Source organism: Streptomyces sp. H27-D2, from assembly GCF_035828615.1.
Lineage (GTDB): Bacteria > Actinomycetota > Actinomycetes > Streptomycetales > Streptomycetaceae > Streptomyces.
Window position 1 is genome coordinate 1 of sequence record NZ_JAYMZR010000128.1, and the last position, 16,248, is coordinate 16,248.

Here is a 16,248-nt window from a genome sequence, read left to right on the forward strand (position 1 = left end):
TCGGAGGCCCGGTCCGGGCCTCCGAGGCCCGTTGGGGGCACTCCCAGCGGTGACTGGGGGAGTCTGACACCGCACCTCGCCGCGTTGTCGGGCTCGCCCGAGTACGCCCAGTACGAGGACGGCCTTCCCGCCTTGCGATGCTCCCCCAGCTACCGCTGGGAGGCACTCCCTGCGGGCCGATCCACGAAAGTCGCCCGGACAGGGCCTAGCGGGCCACGACCGCGCAGATGGTCTTGCCGGTGCCGTCCACGGTCACCGCGACGGTGCGCGACAGCTGGTGCACCATCTGCCAGCCGAACCCGCCCCCGCCGCCGGTGAGGTCCGGGGCCCGCTCGCGCGGCAGGGCGCGGCTGCCGTCGGCGACGGACACCGCCACCCCGTCCGGCCGGACAGCCAGCCCGAGCGAGCAGGACGCGCCGCCAGCGTGCCGCACGGCGTTGGTGACCAGTTCGGAGACCACCAGCAGCACGGCCTCGGCGAACTCCGCGTCCACGTCCGGCGTCCGGCTCCGCAGGAACGCTCCGGCGACCCGGCGGGCCCGCGAGGCCGCTTCGGGTGTGCGGTCGAAGACGGCCGGCAGCGACGGGACGGTGACGGTACGCGTTCGTGTGGCGTGCATCGGGCTCACCTTGTCATCCCTTCATCCTTGATCCGTCTTTCCCTTAGGGAAGGGGCCTGCCCGGAAAGTACGCCCGGGTAACCCAAATTCCGGGAGCCAACTCGGCGCGATGCCGACCGTCACTCAGCGTAGCCATCGTCGGCCGGTGACGGGCGTCGCGGGGCGGACGACAGGCGACGCGCCGCACAGCCATGCGCACTGTGCCGGGCAGCCTCGCGCGCGCAGACTGGGGGCCTGCCGGAACGAGGGAGGCGCGGCGTGCGGGTGTCGGTCGACCGGTGGGCGCTTCGGCTCGTCTCGCCGTGGTGGCGGGGGGCCGCCGCGATGCTGGCGGGCGCCCTGCCCGCGCTGGCGTTTCCGGCACCGTCGTTGTGGTGGCTGGCGTATGTCGCCCTGGTGCCCTGGATGCTGCTGGCCCGGTCGGCGGCGACGGGGCGGCGGGCCGTGTTCGACGGCTGGCTCGGCGGCGCCGGGTTCCTGCTCGCCGTACACCACTGGCTGCTGCCGAGTCTGCACGTCTTCATTCTGCTGCTGGTCGCGCTGCTCGGGCTGCTGTGGGCGCCGTGGGGCTGGCTGGTGCGGCGGCTGCTGGGCGGTGCGCCCGGCGCCGGGCGGGTGGCGGCGGCGCTGGTGCTGCTGCCGTCGGTGTGGCTGATGGCCGAGCTGGCGCGCTCCTGGGAGTTCCTCGGCGGGCCGTGGGGTCTGTACGGCGCGAGCCAGTGGCAGCTGCCGCCCGCGCTGCGGCTCGCTTCGGTCGGCGGGGTCTGGCTGGTGAGCCTGCTGCTGGTGGCGGTGAACACGGCGGTGACCGTGCTGGTCGCGGTGCCGGCGGCGCGGACGGCCGCGCTGGCCGGGGTGCTGGTGTGCGCGGCCGGGGTGGGCGCGGTGTGGCTCTGGGCTCCGCTGCCGGACCGTACGGGCACGGTGCGCATCGCGGTCGTGCAGCCGGGCGTCGTGGACGGGGCCGGCAGCGCGAAGCGGCGCTTCGACCTGGAGGAGACGCTGACCCGGCGGCTCGCGGGCCTTGATCCGGACCTCGTCGTCTGGGGTGAGAGCAGCGTCGGCCAGGATCTGGCGCGCCGGCCGGATCTGCGCGGGCGGCTGTCCGCGCTGTCCCGGCTGGTCGGCGCGGACCTGCTGGTCAATGTCGACGCCCGGCGCTCGGACCGGCCCGGGATCTTCAAGAGTTCGGTGCTGGTGGGCCCCGGCGGCCCGACCGGGGACCGCTACGACAAGATGCGGCTGGTGCCGTTCGGCGAGTACATCCCGGCGCGCCCGCTGCTCGGCTGGGCCACCTCGGTGGGCAAGGCCGCGGGCGAGGACCGCAAGCGCGGCACCCGGCAGACGGTGATGACCGTCCCGGACGCCGACGAGCTGCGGGTGGGGCCGCTGGTCTGTTTCGAGTCCGCGTTCCCCGACATGAGCCGCCGGCTGGTCCGCGGCGGCGCACAGCTGCTCGTCGCGCAGTCGGCCACCTCGTCCTTCCAGCACAGCTGGGCGCCGCCGCAGCACGCCTCGCTCGCGGCGCTGCGCGCGGCCGAGAGCTGGCGGCCGATGGTGCACGCGACGCTGACCGGCGTGAGCGCGGTGTACGGGCCGCGCGGCGAGGCGGTGGGCGGCAGGCTGGGCACGGACCGCAGCACGGCCGCGGTGTACGAGGTGCCGCTGGCGCGGGGCACCAGCCCGTACGTCCGGATCGGGGACTGGCCGGTGTACGCGGCGCTGATCGCGCTCGCCGTCTTCTGCGCGGCCGAGGGTGTACGGTCCCTCAGGCGTCCGGCGGGCCCGGAGCCGGCCGCGAGCCCGCCCCCGGCGACGCCCCCCGAGCCAGGACCGCCCGCACCGGCCCCCGCGCCCGAAGCTCCGGAGCGGCGCTAAAGCTCCCGCACGGCGTCGACGACCCGCTCGCAGAGTTCGTGGGTGAGCAGCGCGTCCTCGGCGGTGACCAGCTTGCCCGCGCGTACGGCGTCGAGGAAGGCCAGGGTGACCTGTTCGATGCCGCGCTGCCGCCCCACGGGCACCCAGTCGCCGCGCCGGCGGACGGTCGGCTGTCCCTTGTGGTCGATGATCTCGGCGAGGTTGAGCACCTGGCGCTTGGTGTCCTGACCCGAGACTTCGAGGATCTCCTCGGTCGAGCCGCTCATCCGGTTCATGGTGCCCAGGGCCGTGAAGCCGGAGCCCGAGAGCTGGAGCAGCACGTGGTGCATGAGCCCGTCCTCGACCTTGGCCCGGATGTCCACGTGCTCGACGGGTCCGGGGGCGAGGAAGCGCAGGGTGTCGATGACGTGGATGAAGTCGTCGTAGACCAGGGTGCGCGGGTCCTCGGCCAGGCCGACGCGGTTCTTCTGCATCAGGATCAGGTCGCGGGGGTGATCCAGACACTGGACGTAGCCGGGCGCGAAGCGGCGGTTGAAGCCGACGGCGAGGCTGACCCGGCGCTGCTCGGCGAGGCGGACCAGCCGCTCCGCGTCGGCCAGTTCATAGCTGATCGGTTTGTCGACATAGGTGGGGACGCCGGCCTCGATGAGGCGGGTCACGATCTGAGCGTGGGTGCCGGTGGGCGAGTGCACGAAGGCGGCGTCGAGCCCGGCGGCGAGCAGCGAGTCGAGGTCGGTGTGGCGCTGCGCGGCCGGGATGCGGAAGGTGTCGCCGACCCGCTGGAGAGTGGCCGGGGTACGGGTCTGGAGGTGCAGTTCCAGGCCTGGTTGGGCGGCGAGCACGGGCAGATATGCCTTGAGCGCGATATCGCCGAGCCCGATCACGCCTACGTTCAGGGGCGCGCTGCCGGTTCCCATCCGTTGTCTCCTGTCTGCGGTGCTGAGTACTGCCTTCCGGTCCGGCAGCATACGTGCGCCGCGGCGGCCGCCGGTCCGCGATACCGTCGAGGCCGCGCAGCGCGAACCGGGGGCCGAGCCGGCTGGGGGTCGTGACGAGCGCCGTGCGCAGCGCGCAGGCGGGCGCGGAGGACAGACCGGCCTGGTCGGCGAGTTGGGCGAGGACGACGGCGTCCTCGATCGCCTGGCAGCCGCCCTGCCCGAGGTTGGGGGTCATGGGGTGGGCGGCGTCGAGGAGCTGCTCCACGGCCTGCTGCGTGACGGGCCGAGGGGGCGGCGGACCAGCCCGTCGGAGCAGCGGGCGGAGCAGCGGGCGGACCGCCTGACGGACCGTAGAGCGCGGCGCGCCGGAAAACACTCGCCCGAGCGGCCCCGCCCGGCGATGATGACAGCCATGACAACCCTGGAACGCGCCGAACCCTCCACCACCGCTGACGAACGCACCATGCTGGAGGGCTGGCTCGAATACCACCGCACCACCCTCGCCGTGAAGTGCGAAGGCCTGGACGACAAGCAGCTGCGGGAGGCGTCCGCGGCTCCCTCATGTCTCACGCTGCTCGGCCTCGTACGGCATATGGCCGAGGTGGAGCGCGCCTGGTTCCGCCGGGATATGGCCGGGGAGTCCATGGACACGGCCGGGCCGATCTACTACACGGACCAGGACCCGGACGGCGACTTCACTCTGGTCGAACAGGGCACCGCCGAGGAGGGGTTCGGCACCTGGCGGTCCGAGATCGCGCGCGCCCGGGAGATCGCCGCCGCCCACTCGCTCGACGACCTCAACCTCGGGGAGCACCCCAGCGGCAAGCGGTTCAACCTGCGCTGGATCTACACCCACATGATCGAGGAGTACGCGCGGCACAACGGCCACGCGGACCTGCTCCGCGAGCGGATCGACGGCGTCACCGGCGACTGACCGGCCGACCGACCCATACGGCCACCCGCGTACGCCACGCGCCCGTACGCCGTGCATCCGTACGGCGTAGGCCTGGAGCTGCCGCTACTCCGCCGTCGCGGTCAGCCGCAGCTCCAGGCGGCTGATGGCCGCACGGACCCCGTCCGCGTACGTGTCCTCGCCGAGCGCCTCGGCCGCGCCGCGCGCCAGCAGCAGATGTCCGCGGGCCGTCTCCGGCCGCCGCAGCTTCACATAGTCGGCGGCCAGGCTGAGCTGGAGCGAGGAGTAGAAGCCGCGGACGGCCGGGGAAGCGTGATGCCGCCCCGGCGGGTGACCGGTGGGGCCCTCGGCCGCCGCCAGCGCGCGCAGGTCCCAGTCCAGCTCGTCCACCGGATCGTCCTGGGTGTCGGCCATGTAGTGCGCGAGCGTGCAGCGTTGGAACGGGTCGCCGTCCGGCCCCAGCTCGTCCCACAGCAGCGCGAAGCGGTCGCGCGCCTCTTCCCGGTCGCCGCCCCGGTGCAGCATGACCGTCTGCCCGATCCTGGTCATGACGGCCTCGTCCGCCGCCGCCTCCTCGTGCTGCTCCGGCACTCCGGCCTCCCGTACTGGTCACCGCGACAATCGCGACGATGGTGACTCCGACGCTAACGGCCACCGCGGCGAAACGCACTCAGGCGCTCGTCGCTCAGCGCGGCTGCCTGCCGCTGCTCGGGGCCGCTGTCGTACGCCGGGCCCGACCACGCCAGGACCGTGGGTCGAGTCCTGGCCGGAGCGCGGCCGCCGCCGGAAGTCCGGGCGGAGCCGCCGCCGGAGGGCCTGCCGGGGAACCGCCGGAGGGGTCACCTGTGACCCGTCAGAGCCCGAGGTCCGGGATCCGCCAGTCGATCGGCTCATGGCCATGGGCCGCGATCGCCCGGTCGATCTGCGAGAAGGGCTTGCTGCCGTGGAAGAGCTTGGCGGACAGTGGCGACGGGTGCGCCCCCTGCACCACCGCGTGCCGCTCGGTGTCGATCAGCGGCAGCTTCTTCTTGGCGTAGTTGCCCCACAGCACGAAGACGGCCGGGTCAGGCCGCGCGGAGACGCTGCGGATGACCTCGTCGGTGAACTTCTCCCAGCCCTTGCCCTTGTGGGAGTTGGCCTCCCCCGAGCGGACGGTGAGCACCGCGTTGAGCAGCAGCACGCCCTGCTGGGCCCAGGGCATCAAGTAGCCGTTGTCCGGTACCGGGTGGCCCAGGTCCTCCTTCATCTCCTTGTAGATGTTCCGCAGCGACGGCGGGGTCCTGACGCCCGGCCGCACCGAGAAGCACAGGCCGTGGCCCTGCCCCTCGCCGTGGTAGGGGTCCTGACCGAGGACCAGCACCTTCACCTGGTCGTACGGTGTCGCGTCGAGCGCCGCGAAGACCTCGTCGCGCGGCGGGAACACCGGCCCCTTCGCCCGCTCCTCCTCGACGAACTCGGTGAGTTGCTTGAAGTACGGCTTCTCAAGCTCCTCGCCGAGGACGTTCCGCCAGGACTCGGGCAGCATGTCGGTCACGTTCAAAACCTCCGGTGTGCGTTCCGCCTACGACTCCAGAACGTACCCGCGACCACTGACATCCCGCTCGCCGGGCGGCTTCGCACGGCACGCCCGCGCTTCCCCCGACCCGGCGACGAGCCGGGCGGAACGGGTCCGGTGCCGGCCCGTACGGGCCGGCACCGTCACTCTCCGCCGCTTCGCGCGCGGGGGCGAGCCCGCCGCGCGGTCGGTGAACCGCCCTGTCAGACGCCGGCGTTGAGGAACAGGCCGCCGTCGACGACGAGCGTCTGCCCGGTGATCCAGCCGGACTGCTCGGAGGTCAGGAACGCGGCCGCGCCCCCGATGTCCTCCGGCACCCCGAGCCGCCCCAGCGGATAGCCGGCCGCGGCCTCCTCCTCACGCCCTTCGTAGAGGGCTGCCGCGAACTTGGTCTTGACCACGGCCGGGGCGATCGCGTTGACCCGTACGCCGGGCGACATCTCGTGCGCGAGCTGCACGGTGAGGTTGATCATCGCGGCCTTGCTGATGCCGTACGCGCCGATGAAGGGCGAGGGCGAGAGCCCGGCGATGGAGGCGATGTTGACGATCGCGCCGCCGTTCTCCTTCTGCCACGCCTTCCAGGTCTGCTGGGCGAAGCCGAGGGCCGAGACGACGTTGGTCTCGAAGACCTTGCGGGCCACGCCGAGGTCGAGCTCGGCGATCGGCCCGAAGACCGGGTTCGTACCGGCGTTGTTGACGAGGTAGTCGACCCGCCCGAACGCCTCCATGGTGCGCTCGACCGCGGCGGCCTGGTGGGCCTCGTCGTGGGCCTTGCCCGCGATGTAGATCACCCGGTCGGAGCCGAGCCTCTCGACGGCCTCCTTGAGCGCGTCCTCACCGCGCCCGGTGATGCACACCCGGTCGCCGCGCGCGACGAGCGCCTCCGCGACGCCGTATCCGATGCCTCGGCTCGCGCCCGTGATGAGCGCGACCTTTCCGGTGTCCTGCACAGCCTGTCCACCCTGCTCGCTCTGCGTTGTCATGGGGCTTGCTTTCCCTGTCGGTCGATCCGTCGGCGTCAGTTGAGCGGGCCGCCGGCCACGTACATGACCTGGCCGGAGACGAAGCCGGCCTGGTCGCCGGTGAAGAAGGCGATGGCGTTGGCGATGTCGTCGGGGCGGCCGACGCGCTGGACGGGGATCTGGGTGGCGGCGGCGGTCTGGAACTCCTCGAAGTCCATGCCGACCCGGGCCGCGGTGGAGGCGGTCATGTCGGTGACGATGAAGCCGGGGGCCACCGAGTTGGCGGTGACGCCGAACTTGCCGAGCTCCTTGGCGAGCGTCTTCGTGAAGCCCTGCAGACCGGCCTTGGCGGTGGCGTAGTTGGCCTGGCCCCGGTTGCCCAGCGCCGAACTGCTGGAGAGGTTGACGACCCGGCCGAACTTCGCGTCCACCATGTGCTTCTGACAGGCGCGCGACATCAGGAACGCGCCCTTCAGGTGCACGTTCATGACCGTGTCCCAGTCGGTGTCGGTCATCTTGAACAGCAGGTTGTCGCGGAGCACGCCCGCGTTGTTGACCAGGATCGTCGGCGCGCCGAGCTCCGCGGCGACGCGGGCGACAGCCGCCTCCACCTGCGCCGGGTCCGATACGTCGCAGCCGACGGCGAGGGCCTTGCCGCCCGCAGCGGTGATCTGCTCGACGGTGTCCTTGCAGGCCGTCTCGTCGAGGTCGAGTACGGCGACGGCGCGGCCCTCTGCGGCCAGGCGCACGGCGGTCGCCTGGCCGATGCCTCGCGCGGCTCCGGTCACGATCGCGACGCGCTGCTCGGTGGTGGACATGCGGTTCTCCTCGCCCTAGGGTGCGGCGCCCGCTGCGGCCGACTCCGGCCCAGCAGCTGAGCAACCGCTTAGTAGCCTCAGCAGACGTGACGCTAGAAGGCCGGACACCCGCTGTCAACGGCGCACGGCAACCGCCGTCAATGTCACAGTCCGCGCGCCCGTCCAGCGCTCCCGGAGCCGGGCCGGCGGCCTCCCGCCGTCAGCACACCAGCAGACCGAGCAGCCGTTCGATCTCAGCCTCGGGGTCAGCGGTCAGCCCGGTGTGCACGGGCCCCGGCTGCACCACCGTGCTGCGCGGCGCGATCAGCCAGCGGAAGCGCCGCCCGGCGCTGTCACCGGCCGCCTGACCGGCCGCCCCGCCGCCCCGGCAGACTCCCTCGACGGCGTGCAGCGCGGCGCGCACGCCGGTGACGTCCACCTCCGCGTCGAGCGCCAGCAGCCGGTCCTCGTCCAGATGGGTCCGGGCCGCGACGAACGACCTCGCGTGGCAGTAGACGACCACCCCGGCATTGATCAGCTCGCCGCGCTCGACGCGCGGGACCACGCGCAGCAGCGCGTACTCGAAGACGTCGAGTCCGTTGTGCATCCCGGTCACTTGTGCGCCTTCGGGGGCCGCTCGCCGGCCAGCCAGCCCGGTGCCCGGGACGGTTTGGCCGTGCTGCGCTCGCCGATCGTGACGCGTTCGTGGATCGTCGCGGCGCGGCTCAGCAACACCTCGACGTGCACGCGGCGCAGGGCGTCGGCCGAGTCGAAGCCCGGCTCGTCCACCAGCCACTCGTCGGGCACGTCGGCGGCGACCTCGGTCAGCAGTCCCTCGGTGACCAGCGGCGCGAGCGCGGCGGCCGCGCCCGCGATGTCCGGGCCGAAGCCGGCGAGTACGTGATCGGAGGCGTCGTACGGCTTGGCGGCGGCCTGCCGCGCGGTGGGCCAGTTGTGCTGCCAGATCAGCGTCGCGCCATGGTCGATGAGCCATACGTCGCGGTGCCAGACCAGCAGATTGGGGTTGCGCCAGGAGCGGTCGACGTTGTTGACGAGCGCGTCGAACCACACCACCCGCCCCGCCTCCGCCGCACCGACCTCAAAGGCCAGCGGGTCGAAGCCGATCGAGCCGGGGAGGAAGTCCATCCCCAGGTTGAGACCGCCGCTGGACTTGAGCAGCTCCTGGACCTCCTGATCCGGCTCGGCCAGACCGATCACCGGGTCCAGCTGCATGCCGGCCAAATCCGGGATCCGCAGGCCGAGCCGGCGGCCCAGCTGTCCGCAGATGACTTCGGCGACCAGGGTCTTGCGGCCCTGTCCCGCGCCGGTGAACTTCATGACGTACGTACCGAGATCGTCGGCCTCGACGATGCCGGGGAGCGAGCCGCCCTCACGCAGAGGCGTGACGTAACGGGTCGCTGTGACTTCTGTCAGCATTTTCCCAGGCTATCCGGCAGCTGAGCCACACGATCCACGGCATGCCCTGCGTCACTGCGTCACACGGCTTCACCCTGCTCCGGGGACTGCACGTAGGCGTCGGGCCGGGCTTGCTGCTGGGCCGGGTTACACCGTCGCGCGCGGACAATCTCCGCTGACAGGGACAAAGCAGCGGTGATGACACCGAGAAAGGCATCTATGGATATGAGGATCGCGTCCATGAGAGGGATCCGATCTCCGGAACCCCTGACACGTAGTCATAGGCCCAGATGCGACGTTCCGCGTCGACGGCCCCCAGGGATGCTCCCTCGTCTCCCATGATGACGATGACGGCCGGTTTGCGCTAGCCCCCGCCGACCGGACCGCGGTCCGCCGAGATCGGCTATGGCACCGCGGAGGCCACTCAACGTCACCAACTGGTGCATGCGGACCGAGAACTGACGATAGTCGAATAGACGAGCCCACCGGTAAGTAGCCGAGCTTCGCGAGGACCTGATGAGAAACGGCTACCTCAGGAGCCATTTTCTGGTCAGCTCCATCACGTCCGCGCGGCTGTGCGCGCCGTGATCGGCGGCGATGAAGTGGTTGCCGATCCGCAGCGAGAAGGCGAGCAGGCAGCGGACCTCGACGTCGTCCTCGTCGGGGCAGAAGGAGCCGAACAGCGAGCGCAGGTATTCCATTCGCCGGTTGTCGGCGCGTCGGAGTCGCCGCGCGACGGCCTCGTCGCGCCGGGCCCAGTCGCGGATCGCGAGGTCGGCGGTGGTGCCCGTCATCGGGCTGTCGCCGGACGTGGCGATCGTGAACAGTCGCTCCAGTTTGGCCCTGGCGTCTCCGCCGCCGCTCTCGACCCGCTCGATCACTGCCTCGGTGACCTCGCGCTCCCACGTGTCGAGCATCTCCGTGAGCAGTGCGCCCCGGTTGCCGAAGTACCCGTAGAAGCCGCCCTTGCTGACGCCGAGCGCCTGCGCCAGCGACTCGATCCGGACGGACTCCGGGCCGCCGGCGGAGAGCGCCCGCAGCCCCTCCTCGATCCATTTGCCGCGAGGCGTGCGGGTCACGCCCATGATGTGTCTCCCCTCACGCCTCCCCTCATCTATACGGGGCCGTATAGATGGGTCTAACCTTGTTCTATACGGCATCGTATAGATAGGGGCCTACTCATGAGACTCCCCAGAACCGCGCACACTTCCCGTCCCTGGCGGATCCACGAGATCGCCGGCGGCTTCCACGTCGAGGACGTGTGGGCGCTACCGACGCCAGGCGGTCCCGACGACCTCGTGCGACTGGTGCACCAGTTCGCGAACGGCGACGGCGACGGGGTACTCGTCTCCTCCCCCGTCCCGCGCCTGCTCTTCGCGGTCCGCTGGAAGCTCGGGGAACTGCTCGGCTGGGACAAGCCAGGGGCAGGCATCGATGCCAGGGTGCGGACACTGCGGGACCGGTTGCCGGTGGACCTCCGCGAGGGTCCCCGGGGGCCCGACCTCCGCGCGGTTCCGTTCACCTCCGTCTACCTGACGCGCGACGAGTGGGCGGCCGAGAGCGCCAACCGGACCGTGCACGCGGTGATGCACATCGGCTGGGTCCCGGACGGGGCCGGCGGTTACCGCGGCCAGATGGCCGTCCTGGTGAAGCCGAACGGTCTGCTCGGCGCCGTATACATGGCAGGCATCAAGCCCTTCCGGTACCTGGGGGTGTATCCGGCGCTGCTTCGAACGATCGGACGCAAGTGGCAGGCGAGTGCCGGCGAAAGGAGCGCGGGATAGCCGGATCCAGCAGAGGGCACAGCCGTCACCTCGGCGAGCGCGAGCCGGCGGCCCTTCAGCTCGGGTAGGCCGAGGTGCTGTTCACAGCCCCTGGTGCTGGTGGGCGTGGGCTGTTTACAGCCCTGGTGCTGGTGGGCGTGCCGCCTCAGCCGCCGCCCCCTCCCTGAGCAGGGTGCGCCTGGCGGGGGTCTATCAGGATTCATGACACTCCCCTGGGCCGAGCGGGACAAAGCCGGGCGGCCGTCTCTGACGGCGTGAGGGCGGCATGCGCGACGTCCATACGCCCCGGGGTCGGACCGCGGCGATCAGCGGCGGTGCGACGGCGACCGGCCCCGCAGCGGTGGTTGCCGTTGCGGGGCCGGTCGCCGATCGTAGGGCGGGCTGGTCAGAGGGTTTTGAGCGAGGCCAGGGCGTTGCTGCGGTACAGGCCGACCTTCGGCTTGACGACGGAGCCCGGCTTGGCCAGCGGGCGGCTGACGCCCTGCGCGTTGGACATGTGCTTGCCGTCGGCCAGGATGTCGAGCTCGTCGGCCTTGGGGCCGGCCGCGCCGGAGGGGTCGAGGTTCGCTACGGCGTAAGCGGTGGTGCCGGGGCGCACGGGATACGCGGGGGCGCCGCCCCTCCGGCCCCACCCCCTCCCGTCTCATCGCCCCTCAGGGTCCGGATGTGGCGTACGCGCTCAGTGAGTACGTCGCGGAGCATCTGCTGCTACTGCTCCAATCGGACTCGAAGAAGGCTCGGGTGAGTTGAACACTCCGGGCGGGCGGGCCGTATGGAACCTTCGAGTCGTCGTCGTCAGAGGGAGTCCCCATGACCCGCCCCACCCGGCCCACCGCATTCCCGGCCCGCCGCACCGTCGTGGCCCCGGCCGGCGCAGCGGGGCTCGCCGCCGCGCTCGCGGCGTGCGGCGGCTCCGACTCCGATAAGGAGTCGACGTCGCAGCAGTCCGAGCCGGAGCGGGCCACGCCAGCGAAGTCCCAGCCGGGAGAGTCCGGCGCGCCGGCCGGCGGCGGCGAGGAGCTGGCGAAGGCCGCCGACATCCCGCAGGGCGGCGGCACGGTCTTCAAGGACCAGAAGGTCGTGGTGACGCAGCCGAAGGCGGGCGAGTTCAAGGCGTTCTCTGCCGTCTGCACGCACGCGGGCTGCCTGGTCAAGGAGGTCCAGGACGGCACCATCAACTGCCTCTGCCACGGCAGCAAGTACCGCATCGCCGACGGCAGCGTGGCGCATGGCCCGACCACCAAGCCGCTGCCGGCGGCCAAAATCAGCGTCGATGGCGACTCGCTGCGGCTGGGCTGAGGGGGGCGTACGACGGGGTGGGGCGCGCCTCGCCCCGTCGTACGGGCGGCGCCGAGCCGGAGCGCGGAAGCCGGGGCGCGCCCCCGCCCATACGGTCAGCTCCGGACCCGTCGCGGCCGCTTCCAGCAGGTCAGGATCTCCTCGGCCGAGGAGATCGTCGCGACGAGCGCCAGCGTGTTGCGGACCATCGCGGCGGTGTAGTCGGCGGGCACTCCCGCGATGGCGTCGGCCGGCACCACGACCGTGTAGCCGAGGTTGACCGCGTCGAAGACCGCGTTCGGGATCGCGACGTTCGACGACACACCGGTGACGATCAGCGTGCGACAGCCGAGGTTGCGCAGCAGCGGGTCCACGTCCGTGCCCGCGACGGGCGAGAGGCCGTGCAGCCGGCGTACGACCAGGTCCTCGTCGGCGACCGGGATCGGATCCGCGATCCGTACCGCGTCCGTCCCGGCCAGCTGTTGTACGGGCAGCCGCTCTGCGGCCCGGAACAGCCGGGCGTTGTGGTTGGCGCCGCGCCCGTCGGGTCGCCGCTCGGCAACCGCGTGCAGCACCTGGACCCCGGCCTCATGGGCCCCGGCCACGAGCCGCGCCACCTTCGCGAGGGCTCCTGATTTACGTGCGGCTTCGGCGAGTTCGGGCAGTGCGCTGTCCGGCCCGACGACCCCGCGCTGGCACTCGACGGTGAGCAGCGCGGTGGCCGCCGGGTCGAGCAGGTCGGCGAGTTGTGCGTTCGACGCCATGGTTCCCCCTCGTCCGTACTGATGGAGAGACGATCCGTGCTGATGGAGAGACGGTGGAGCGCGGGACGTTAGCGGCCATTGCGCGGGTACGGAAGAGCGTTCATTATTCCTGACACCTAGTCAGCCAACGCGGAGGTGCAGGACGCATGGTCACCACTCAGCGGCGGGGTCGCCGGATCATGATGACGCCGCAGGAGATCGACGCCTATCTCGCGGAACAGCGCACCTGCCGGGTGTCCACGGTCGACGCGGAGGGCCGCCCGCACGTCAGCGCCCTGTGGTTCGCGTGGGACGGCGACTCGCTGTGGCTGTACTCGATCACGCGCAGCAAGCGGTGGGCGCAGCTGCGCGGTGACCCGCGGCTCGCGGTGGTCGTGGACGACGGCCACGAGTACGGGGAGCTGCGGGGCGTCGAGTTCTCCGGTTCGGCGGTGTTCGTGGGTGAGGCGCCGCGCTCCGGCGAGTCGTGCCCCGAACTCGACACGCCGGAGCGGCTCTTCGCGACGAAGTACTTCGGTGTCGACACGCTGCCGCACGACGAACGGCACGCCTGGCTGCGGCTGACGCCGGAGACGATCGCGTCGTGGGACTTCCGCAAGATGGCCGCGGGCTGAGCCTTGCCGCTGGGGACGGAGCGCTCCGGGGCGTGCGCCCCGCACTGACCGCCCCGGGCCGAGCGCTCCGGGCTCAGCCCCCGATCGCCTCGCCCGCCCGGCGCAGTGCGTCGACCGCCGCCCGGATCGAGGGGCGGCGGTCCGCGTCCGCGCGCCATACCGCGTAGATGTGCCGTCGCATGGTGTGCCGTACGGGCACCACCCGGACGCCCTCCGGCACCGGTCCGCGGCCCAGCCGGGGCGCGATCGCGACGCCGAGCCCTGCGGCGACCAGCGCGAGCTGGGTGTGGTGCTCCTCCGCCATGTGCGAGACGCGCGGCTCGATGCCTTTGCCGCGCAGGGTGAGCATCAGCCAGTCGTGGCAGAACTCCCCGTCCGGCCAGGACACCCACTCGTCGTCCGCGAACTCTTCGAGGTCCACTTCGCAGCGGTCCGCGAGCGGGTGGTCCGCGGGCATCGCGACGTCGGCCGGGTCGTCGAGCAGCGGGGCCTTGGCCAGCCCCTCGGGCATCGGGAGCGGCTTGTTGTACCAGTCGAGGACGACCGCGAGATCGATGTCGCCGCGCACCACGCGCGGCACCGCGGCTTCGGGTTCCATCTCCTGAAGCCGGGCGCGGAGCTGCGGGTGCTCCTCGCGCAGCGCCGCGAGCGCGGCCGGGAAGAGCCCGCGGGCGGCGGTGGGGAACGCGCCGAGGAACAGGTCGCCCACCGGCTGACCGCGGTGCGCCTCCAGGTCCGCCTGGGCGACCTCGACCTGCGAGAGAATGCGCGCGGCGTGGTCGGAGAGCAGCCGCCCGGCGTCGGTGAGCCGCACCCCGCGCCCGTTCTTGGCGAGGAGTTGCTGACCGGTCTCCCGCTCCAGCTTGGCGAGCTGCTGGGAGACCGCGGAGGTCGTCACGTGCAGCCCTTCGGCGGCGGCGCTCACGGAGCCGTGGCGTGCGACGGCGGACAGGGTCCGCAGGCGGTCCAGGTTCAACATGTAAGAGACACTACGCGATGGCTGGAACTTATTCTCGCTTGTCCTACAAGGTGAGACGCGTCATGGTGACTCGTATGAGCACCGTCCCCGCCCCACCGTCCACCAGCGCAACGACTGCCCCAGATCCGCCCGTGGTCACCGCCACCGAGGCCGGGCCGCAGCCCGCCGCCCTCCCAGCCGCTAAGCCCGGCCTGGGGCTCGGCGTCGACTGGCGCGTCCGCTTCGCGGTGCTCTCCCTCATCTGGGGATTCAGCTTCCTGTTCATCAAGGTCGGCACACACGGCTACGCACCCCTCCAGGTCACCCTGGGGCGCATGCTCTTCGGCACGGTGGTGCTGCTCGCGGTGCTGGCCCTGAAGCGGGAGCGGCTCCCGCGCGGCGGCCGGACCTGGGCCCACCTGTCGGTGGCGGCGTTCTTCCTCAACGCCCTGCCGTTCACCCTGTTCGCGTACTCCGAGCTGACCATCCCCTCCGGGCTGGCCGGCATCTGCAACGCCACCTCCCCACTGTGGGGCATGGCGCTGTCGGTGGTCGCGCTGTCCGAGGACAGGCCGACCCGGCGGCGGGTCGCCGGCCTGGGGCTCGGCTTCCTGGGCGTGTTGACCGTGCTCGGCGCGTGGCAGGGGTTCTCCGGTACGGACGCCGGCGGCACGGCGATGGCGCTGGGGGCGTCGCTCTGCTACCCGATCGGCTGGATCTATCTGCGCCGCACGCTGGGCGGGACCAAGAATTCGCATGTGTCGATGTCCGCCGCCCAACTGTCGCTCGGCACGGTCCAGCTGATGATCGTCACCCCGCTGTTCAGCTCGGCGCCGACGTCCTTCCCCCTCGTGCCGCTGCTCGCGATCGTCGCGCTCGGCGCGCTGGGCACCGGGCTCGCCTTCCTGCTCCAGTACGGCCTGGTCGCCGAGGTCGGCCCGACGACGGCGCAGATGGTCACTTATTTCATCCCGGTCATCGCGACCGCGGCGGGCGTAGCGGTGCTCGGTGAGCGGCTGAGCTGGAACACCCCGGTCGGCGCGCTGATCGTGCTGGCGGGCGCGGCCCTGACGCAGAGCAGGCCCAGGCGCGCCGCCGCTCAGCCGTAGCGCAGCCGCCGCCGGTCGGCCTCGGCGAGCCGCCGCTCAGCCGCAGCCGCTCGCCGCAGGTCAGTCGTAGCGGCCCGCCGTCGAGGGCCCGGCCGCCGGGCCGATCGCGGCGGCCAGCGCGTCGGCGAGCGGCCCGAGGTCCGGGACGCCGAGCGAGGAGACGGTGAGCCGTACGCCGGGCGGCGACGCCATCCGGAAGCGCGCGCCCGGCGCGGCGGCCCAGCCGGCCTGCTGCAACCGGGCGATGGCCCCCGTCTCGTCCGGGACCGGCACCCACACGTTCATCCCGCTGCGCCCGCCGGCCTCGACGCCCCGCACCCGCAGCGCCCGCACCAGCGCTTCCCGACGCGCGCCGTACGAGCCCGCGACCGCGCGCGCGTCGACCGCCTCCGACTCCCACAGCCGCAGCACCGCCCCCTGCAGCAGATGGCTCACCCAGCCGGGGCCGAGCCGCTGGCGGCCCCGCACCCGGTCGACGGTGACCGCATCGCCGGTGAGCACCGCGAGCCGCAGGTCGGGGCCGTACGCCTTGGCGGTGGAGCGGATCAGCGTCCAGTGGTCGGTGACCCCGGCCAGCGGGTGCAGCGGCAGGTCGACGATGCCGTGCCCGTGGTCGTCCTCGATCAGCAGCACGCCGGGGTGCGCGGCCAGCACGCTCCGCAG

General features: G+C 72.1%; 18 protein-coding genes and 1 pseudogene. 6 read left to right on the plus strand and 13 right to left on the minus strand.

The features are described 5' to 3' along the window. Positions 1 to 205 precede the first annotated feature (205 nt). On the minus strand, positions 206 to 619 hold the full coding sequence (locus QMK28_RS30865; RefSeq protein WP_326442998.1) for an ATP-binding protein: 414 nt from the start codon (positions 617 to 619) through the stop codon (positions 206 to 208). A gap of 324 nt (positions 620 to 943) precedes the next feature. On the opposite strand from QMK28_RS30865, the gene lnt reads away from it, so the two are divergent. Beyond that, positions 944 to 2,497 (plus strand): apolipoprotein N-acyltransferase, encoded by a 1,554-nt coding sequence (lnt, locus tag QMK28_RS30870; RefSeq protein ID WP_326443013.1) that lies wholly within the window; start codon positions 944 to 946, stop codon positions 2,495 to 2,497. Here lnt and QMK28_RS30875 read toward each other — a convergent pair. After that, positions 2,494 to 3,393, minus strand: coding sequence for a Gfo/Idh/MocA family protein (locus tag QMK28_RS30875; protein WP_326443014.1), 900 nt, complete (start codon positions 3,391 to 3,393; stop codon positions 2,494 to 2,496). The two genes, lnt and QMK28_RS30875, sit on opposite strands and share 4 nt — an antisense overlap. Positions 3,394 to 3,847: 454 nt before the next feature. Between QMK28_RS30875 and QMK28_RS30885 the strand changes: the two genes are divergently transcribed. Then, the gene (locus QMK28_RS30885; RefSeq protein WP_326442999.1) at positions 3,848 to 4,369 is read left to right on the plus strand and encodes a DinB family protein; all 522 of its coding nucleotides are present in this window, start codon (positions 3,848 to 3,850) and stop codon (positions 4,367 to 4,369) included. An 84-nt stretch (positions 4,370 to 4,453) separates the two neighbouring features. On the opposite strand, the gene QMK28_RS30890 is transcribed toward QMK28_RS30885, so the two are convergent. The 7 genes from QMK28_RS30890 to QMK28_RS30920 form a co-directional block, all read right to left on the minus strand. Next, positions 4,454 to 4,939 (minus strand): hypothetical protein, encoded by a 486-nt coding sequence (locus QMK28_RS30890; RefSeq protein WP_326443000.1) that lies wholly within the window; start codon positions 4,937 to 4,939, stop codon positions 4,454 to 4,456. A 262-nt stretch (positions 4,940 to 5,201) separates the two neighbouring features. Then, entirely contained in the window at positions 5,202 to 5,888 is a 687-nt protein-coding gene (locus tag QMK28_RS30895; RefSeq protein ID WP_326443001.1) for a uracil-DNA glycosylase, read from the minus strand. A gap of 218 nt (positions 5,889 to 6,106) precedes the next feature. Further along, positions 6,107 to 6,886, minus strand: a complete 780-nt coding sequence (locus QMK28_RS30900) for an SDR family oxidoreductase (RefSeq protein WP_326443002.1) — start codon at positions 6,884 to 6,886, stop codon at positions 6,107 to 6,109. Between the two features lie 35 nt (positions 6,887 to 6,921). Continuing rightward, on the minus strand, positions 6,922 to 7,683 hold the full coding sequence (gene fabG, locus QMK28_RS30905; protein WP_326443003.1) for a 3-oxoacyl-ACP reductase FabG: 762 nt from the start codon (positions 7,681 to 7,683) through the stop codon (positions 6,922 to 6,924). Positions 7,684 to 7,882: 199 nt separating this feature from the next. Further along, complete coding sequence (locus tag QMK28_RS30910) at positions 7,883 to 8,269, minus strand: DUF3037 domain-containing protein (protein WP_326443015.1); 387 nt, start codon at positions 8,267 to 8,269, stop codon at positions 7,883 to 7,885. A 5-nt stretch (positions 8,270 to 8,274) separates the two neighbouring features. Next, a complete protein-coding gene (locus QMK28_RS30915; protein WP_326443004.1) occupies positions 8,275 to 9,099 on the minus strand; it encodes a HipA family kinase in 825 nt (274 codons plus the stop codon). A gap of 506 nt (positions 9,100 to 9,605) precedes the next feature. Beyond that, positions 9,606 to 10,163: a TetR/AcrR family transcriptional regulator gene (locus QMK28_RS30920; RefSeq protein ID WP_326443005.1), complete on the minus strand. Its 558-nt coding sequence runs from the start codon at positions 10,161 to 10,163 to the stop codon at positions 9,606 to 9,608. A gap of 96 nt (positions 10,164 to 10,259) precedes the next feature. On the opposite strand from QMK28_RS30920, the gene QMK28_RS30925 reads away from it, so the two are divergent. Next, positions 10,260 to 10,862: a DUF2867 domain-containing protein gene (locus QMK28_RS30925; protein ID WP_326443006.1), complete on the plus strand. Its 603-nt coding sequence runs from the start codon at positions 10,260 to 10,262 to the stop codon at positions 10,860 to 10,862. A 385-nt stretch (positions 10,863 to 11,247) separates the two neighbouring features. On the opposite strand, the gene QMK28_RS30930 is transcribed toward QMK28_RS30925, so the two are convergent. Further along, the gene (locus QMK28_RS30930) at positions 11,248 to 11,460 is read right to left on the minus strand and encodes a hypothetical protein (RefSeq protein WP_326443007.1); all 213 of its coding nucleotides are present in this window, start codon (positions 11,458 to 11,460) and stop codon (positions 11,248 to 11,250) included. Positions 11,461 to 11,672: 212 nt separating this feature from the next. On the opposite strand from QMK28_RS30930, the gene QMK28_RS30935 reads away from it, so the two are divergent. Next, entirely contained in the window at positions 11,673 to 12,161 is a 489-nt protein-coding gene (locus tag QMK28_RS30935; RefSeq protein WP_326443008.1) for a Rieske (2Fe-2S) protein, read from the plus strand. A gap of 95 nt (positions 12,162 to 12,256) precedes the next feature. Here QMK28_RS30935 and QMK28_RS30940 read toward each other — a convergent pair whose 3' ends face one another. After that, positions 12,257 to 12,904: a cysteine hydrolase family protein gene (locus QMK28_RS30940; RefSeq protein WP_326443009.1), complete on the minus strand. Its 648-nt coding sequence runs from the start codon at positions 12,902 to 12,904 to the stop codon at positions 12,257 to 12,259. 146 nt (positions 12,905 to 13,050) lie between these two features. On the opposite strand from QMK28_RS30940, the gene QMK28_RS30945 reads away from it, so the two are divergent. Next, positions 13,051 to 13,518, plus strand: coding sequence for a pyridoxamine 5'-phosphate oxidase family protein (locus QMK28_RS30945; protein WP_326443010.1), 468 nt, complete (start codon positions 13,051 to 13,053; stop codon positions 13,516 to 13,518). A gap of 73 nt (positions 13,519 to 13,591) precedes the next feature. Here QMK28_RS30945 and QMK28_RS30950 read toward each other — a convergent pair whose 3' ends face one another. Next, positions 13,592 to 14,497 (minus strand): LysR family transcriptional regulator, encoded by a 906-nt coding sequence (locus tag QMK28_RS30950; RefSeq protein WP_326443011.1) that lies wholly within the window; start codon positions 14,495 to 14,497, stop codon positions 13,592 to 13,594. 74 nt (positions 14,498 to 14,571) lie between these two features. On the opposite strand from QMK28_RS30950, the gene QMK28_RS30955 reads away from it, so the two are divergent. After that, positions 14,572 to 15,585 carry a DMT family transporter gene (locus QMK28_RS30955; RefSeq protein ID WP_326443012.1) on the plus strand — a complete coding sequence of 338 codons (1,014 nt, stop codon included), beginning with the start codon at positions 14,572 to 14,574 and terminating at the stop codon, positions 15,583 to 15,585. A 60-nt stretch (positions 15,586 to 15,645) separates the two neighbouring features. On the opposite strand, the pseudogene QMK28_RS30960 reads toward QMK28_RS30955, so the two are convergent. Further along, positions 15,646 to 16,248: pseudogene (locus tag QMK28_RS30960) on the minus strand (aminotransferase class I/II-fold pyridoxal phosphate-dependent enzyme); the annotation flags it as partial.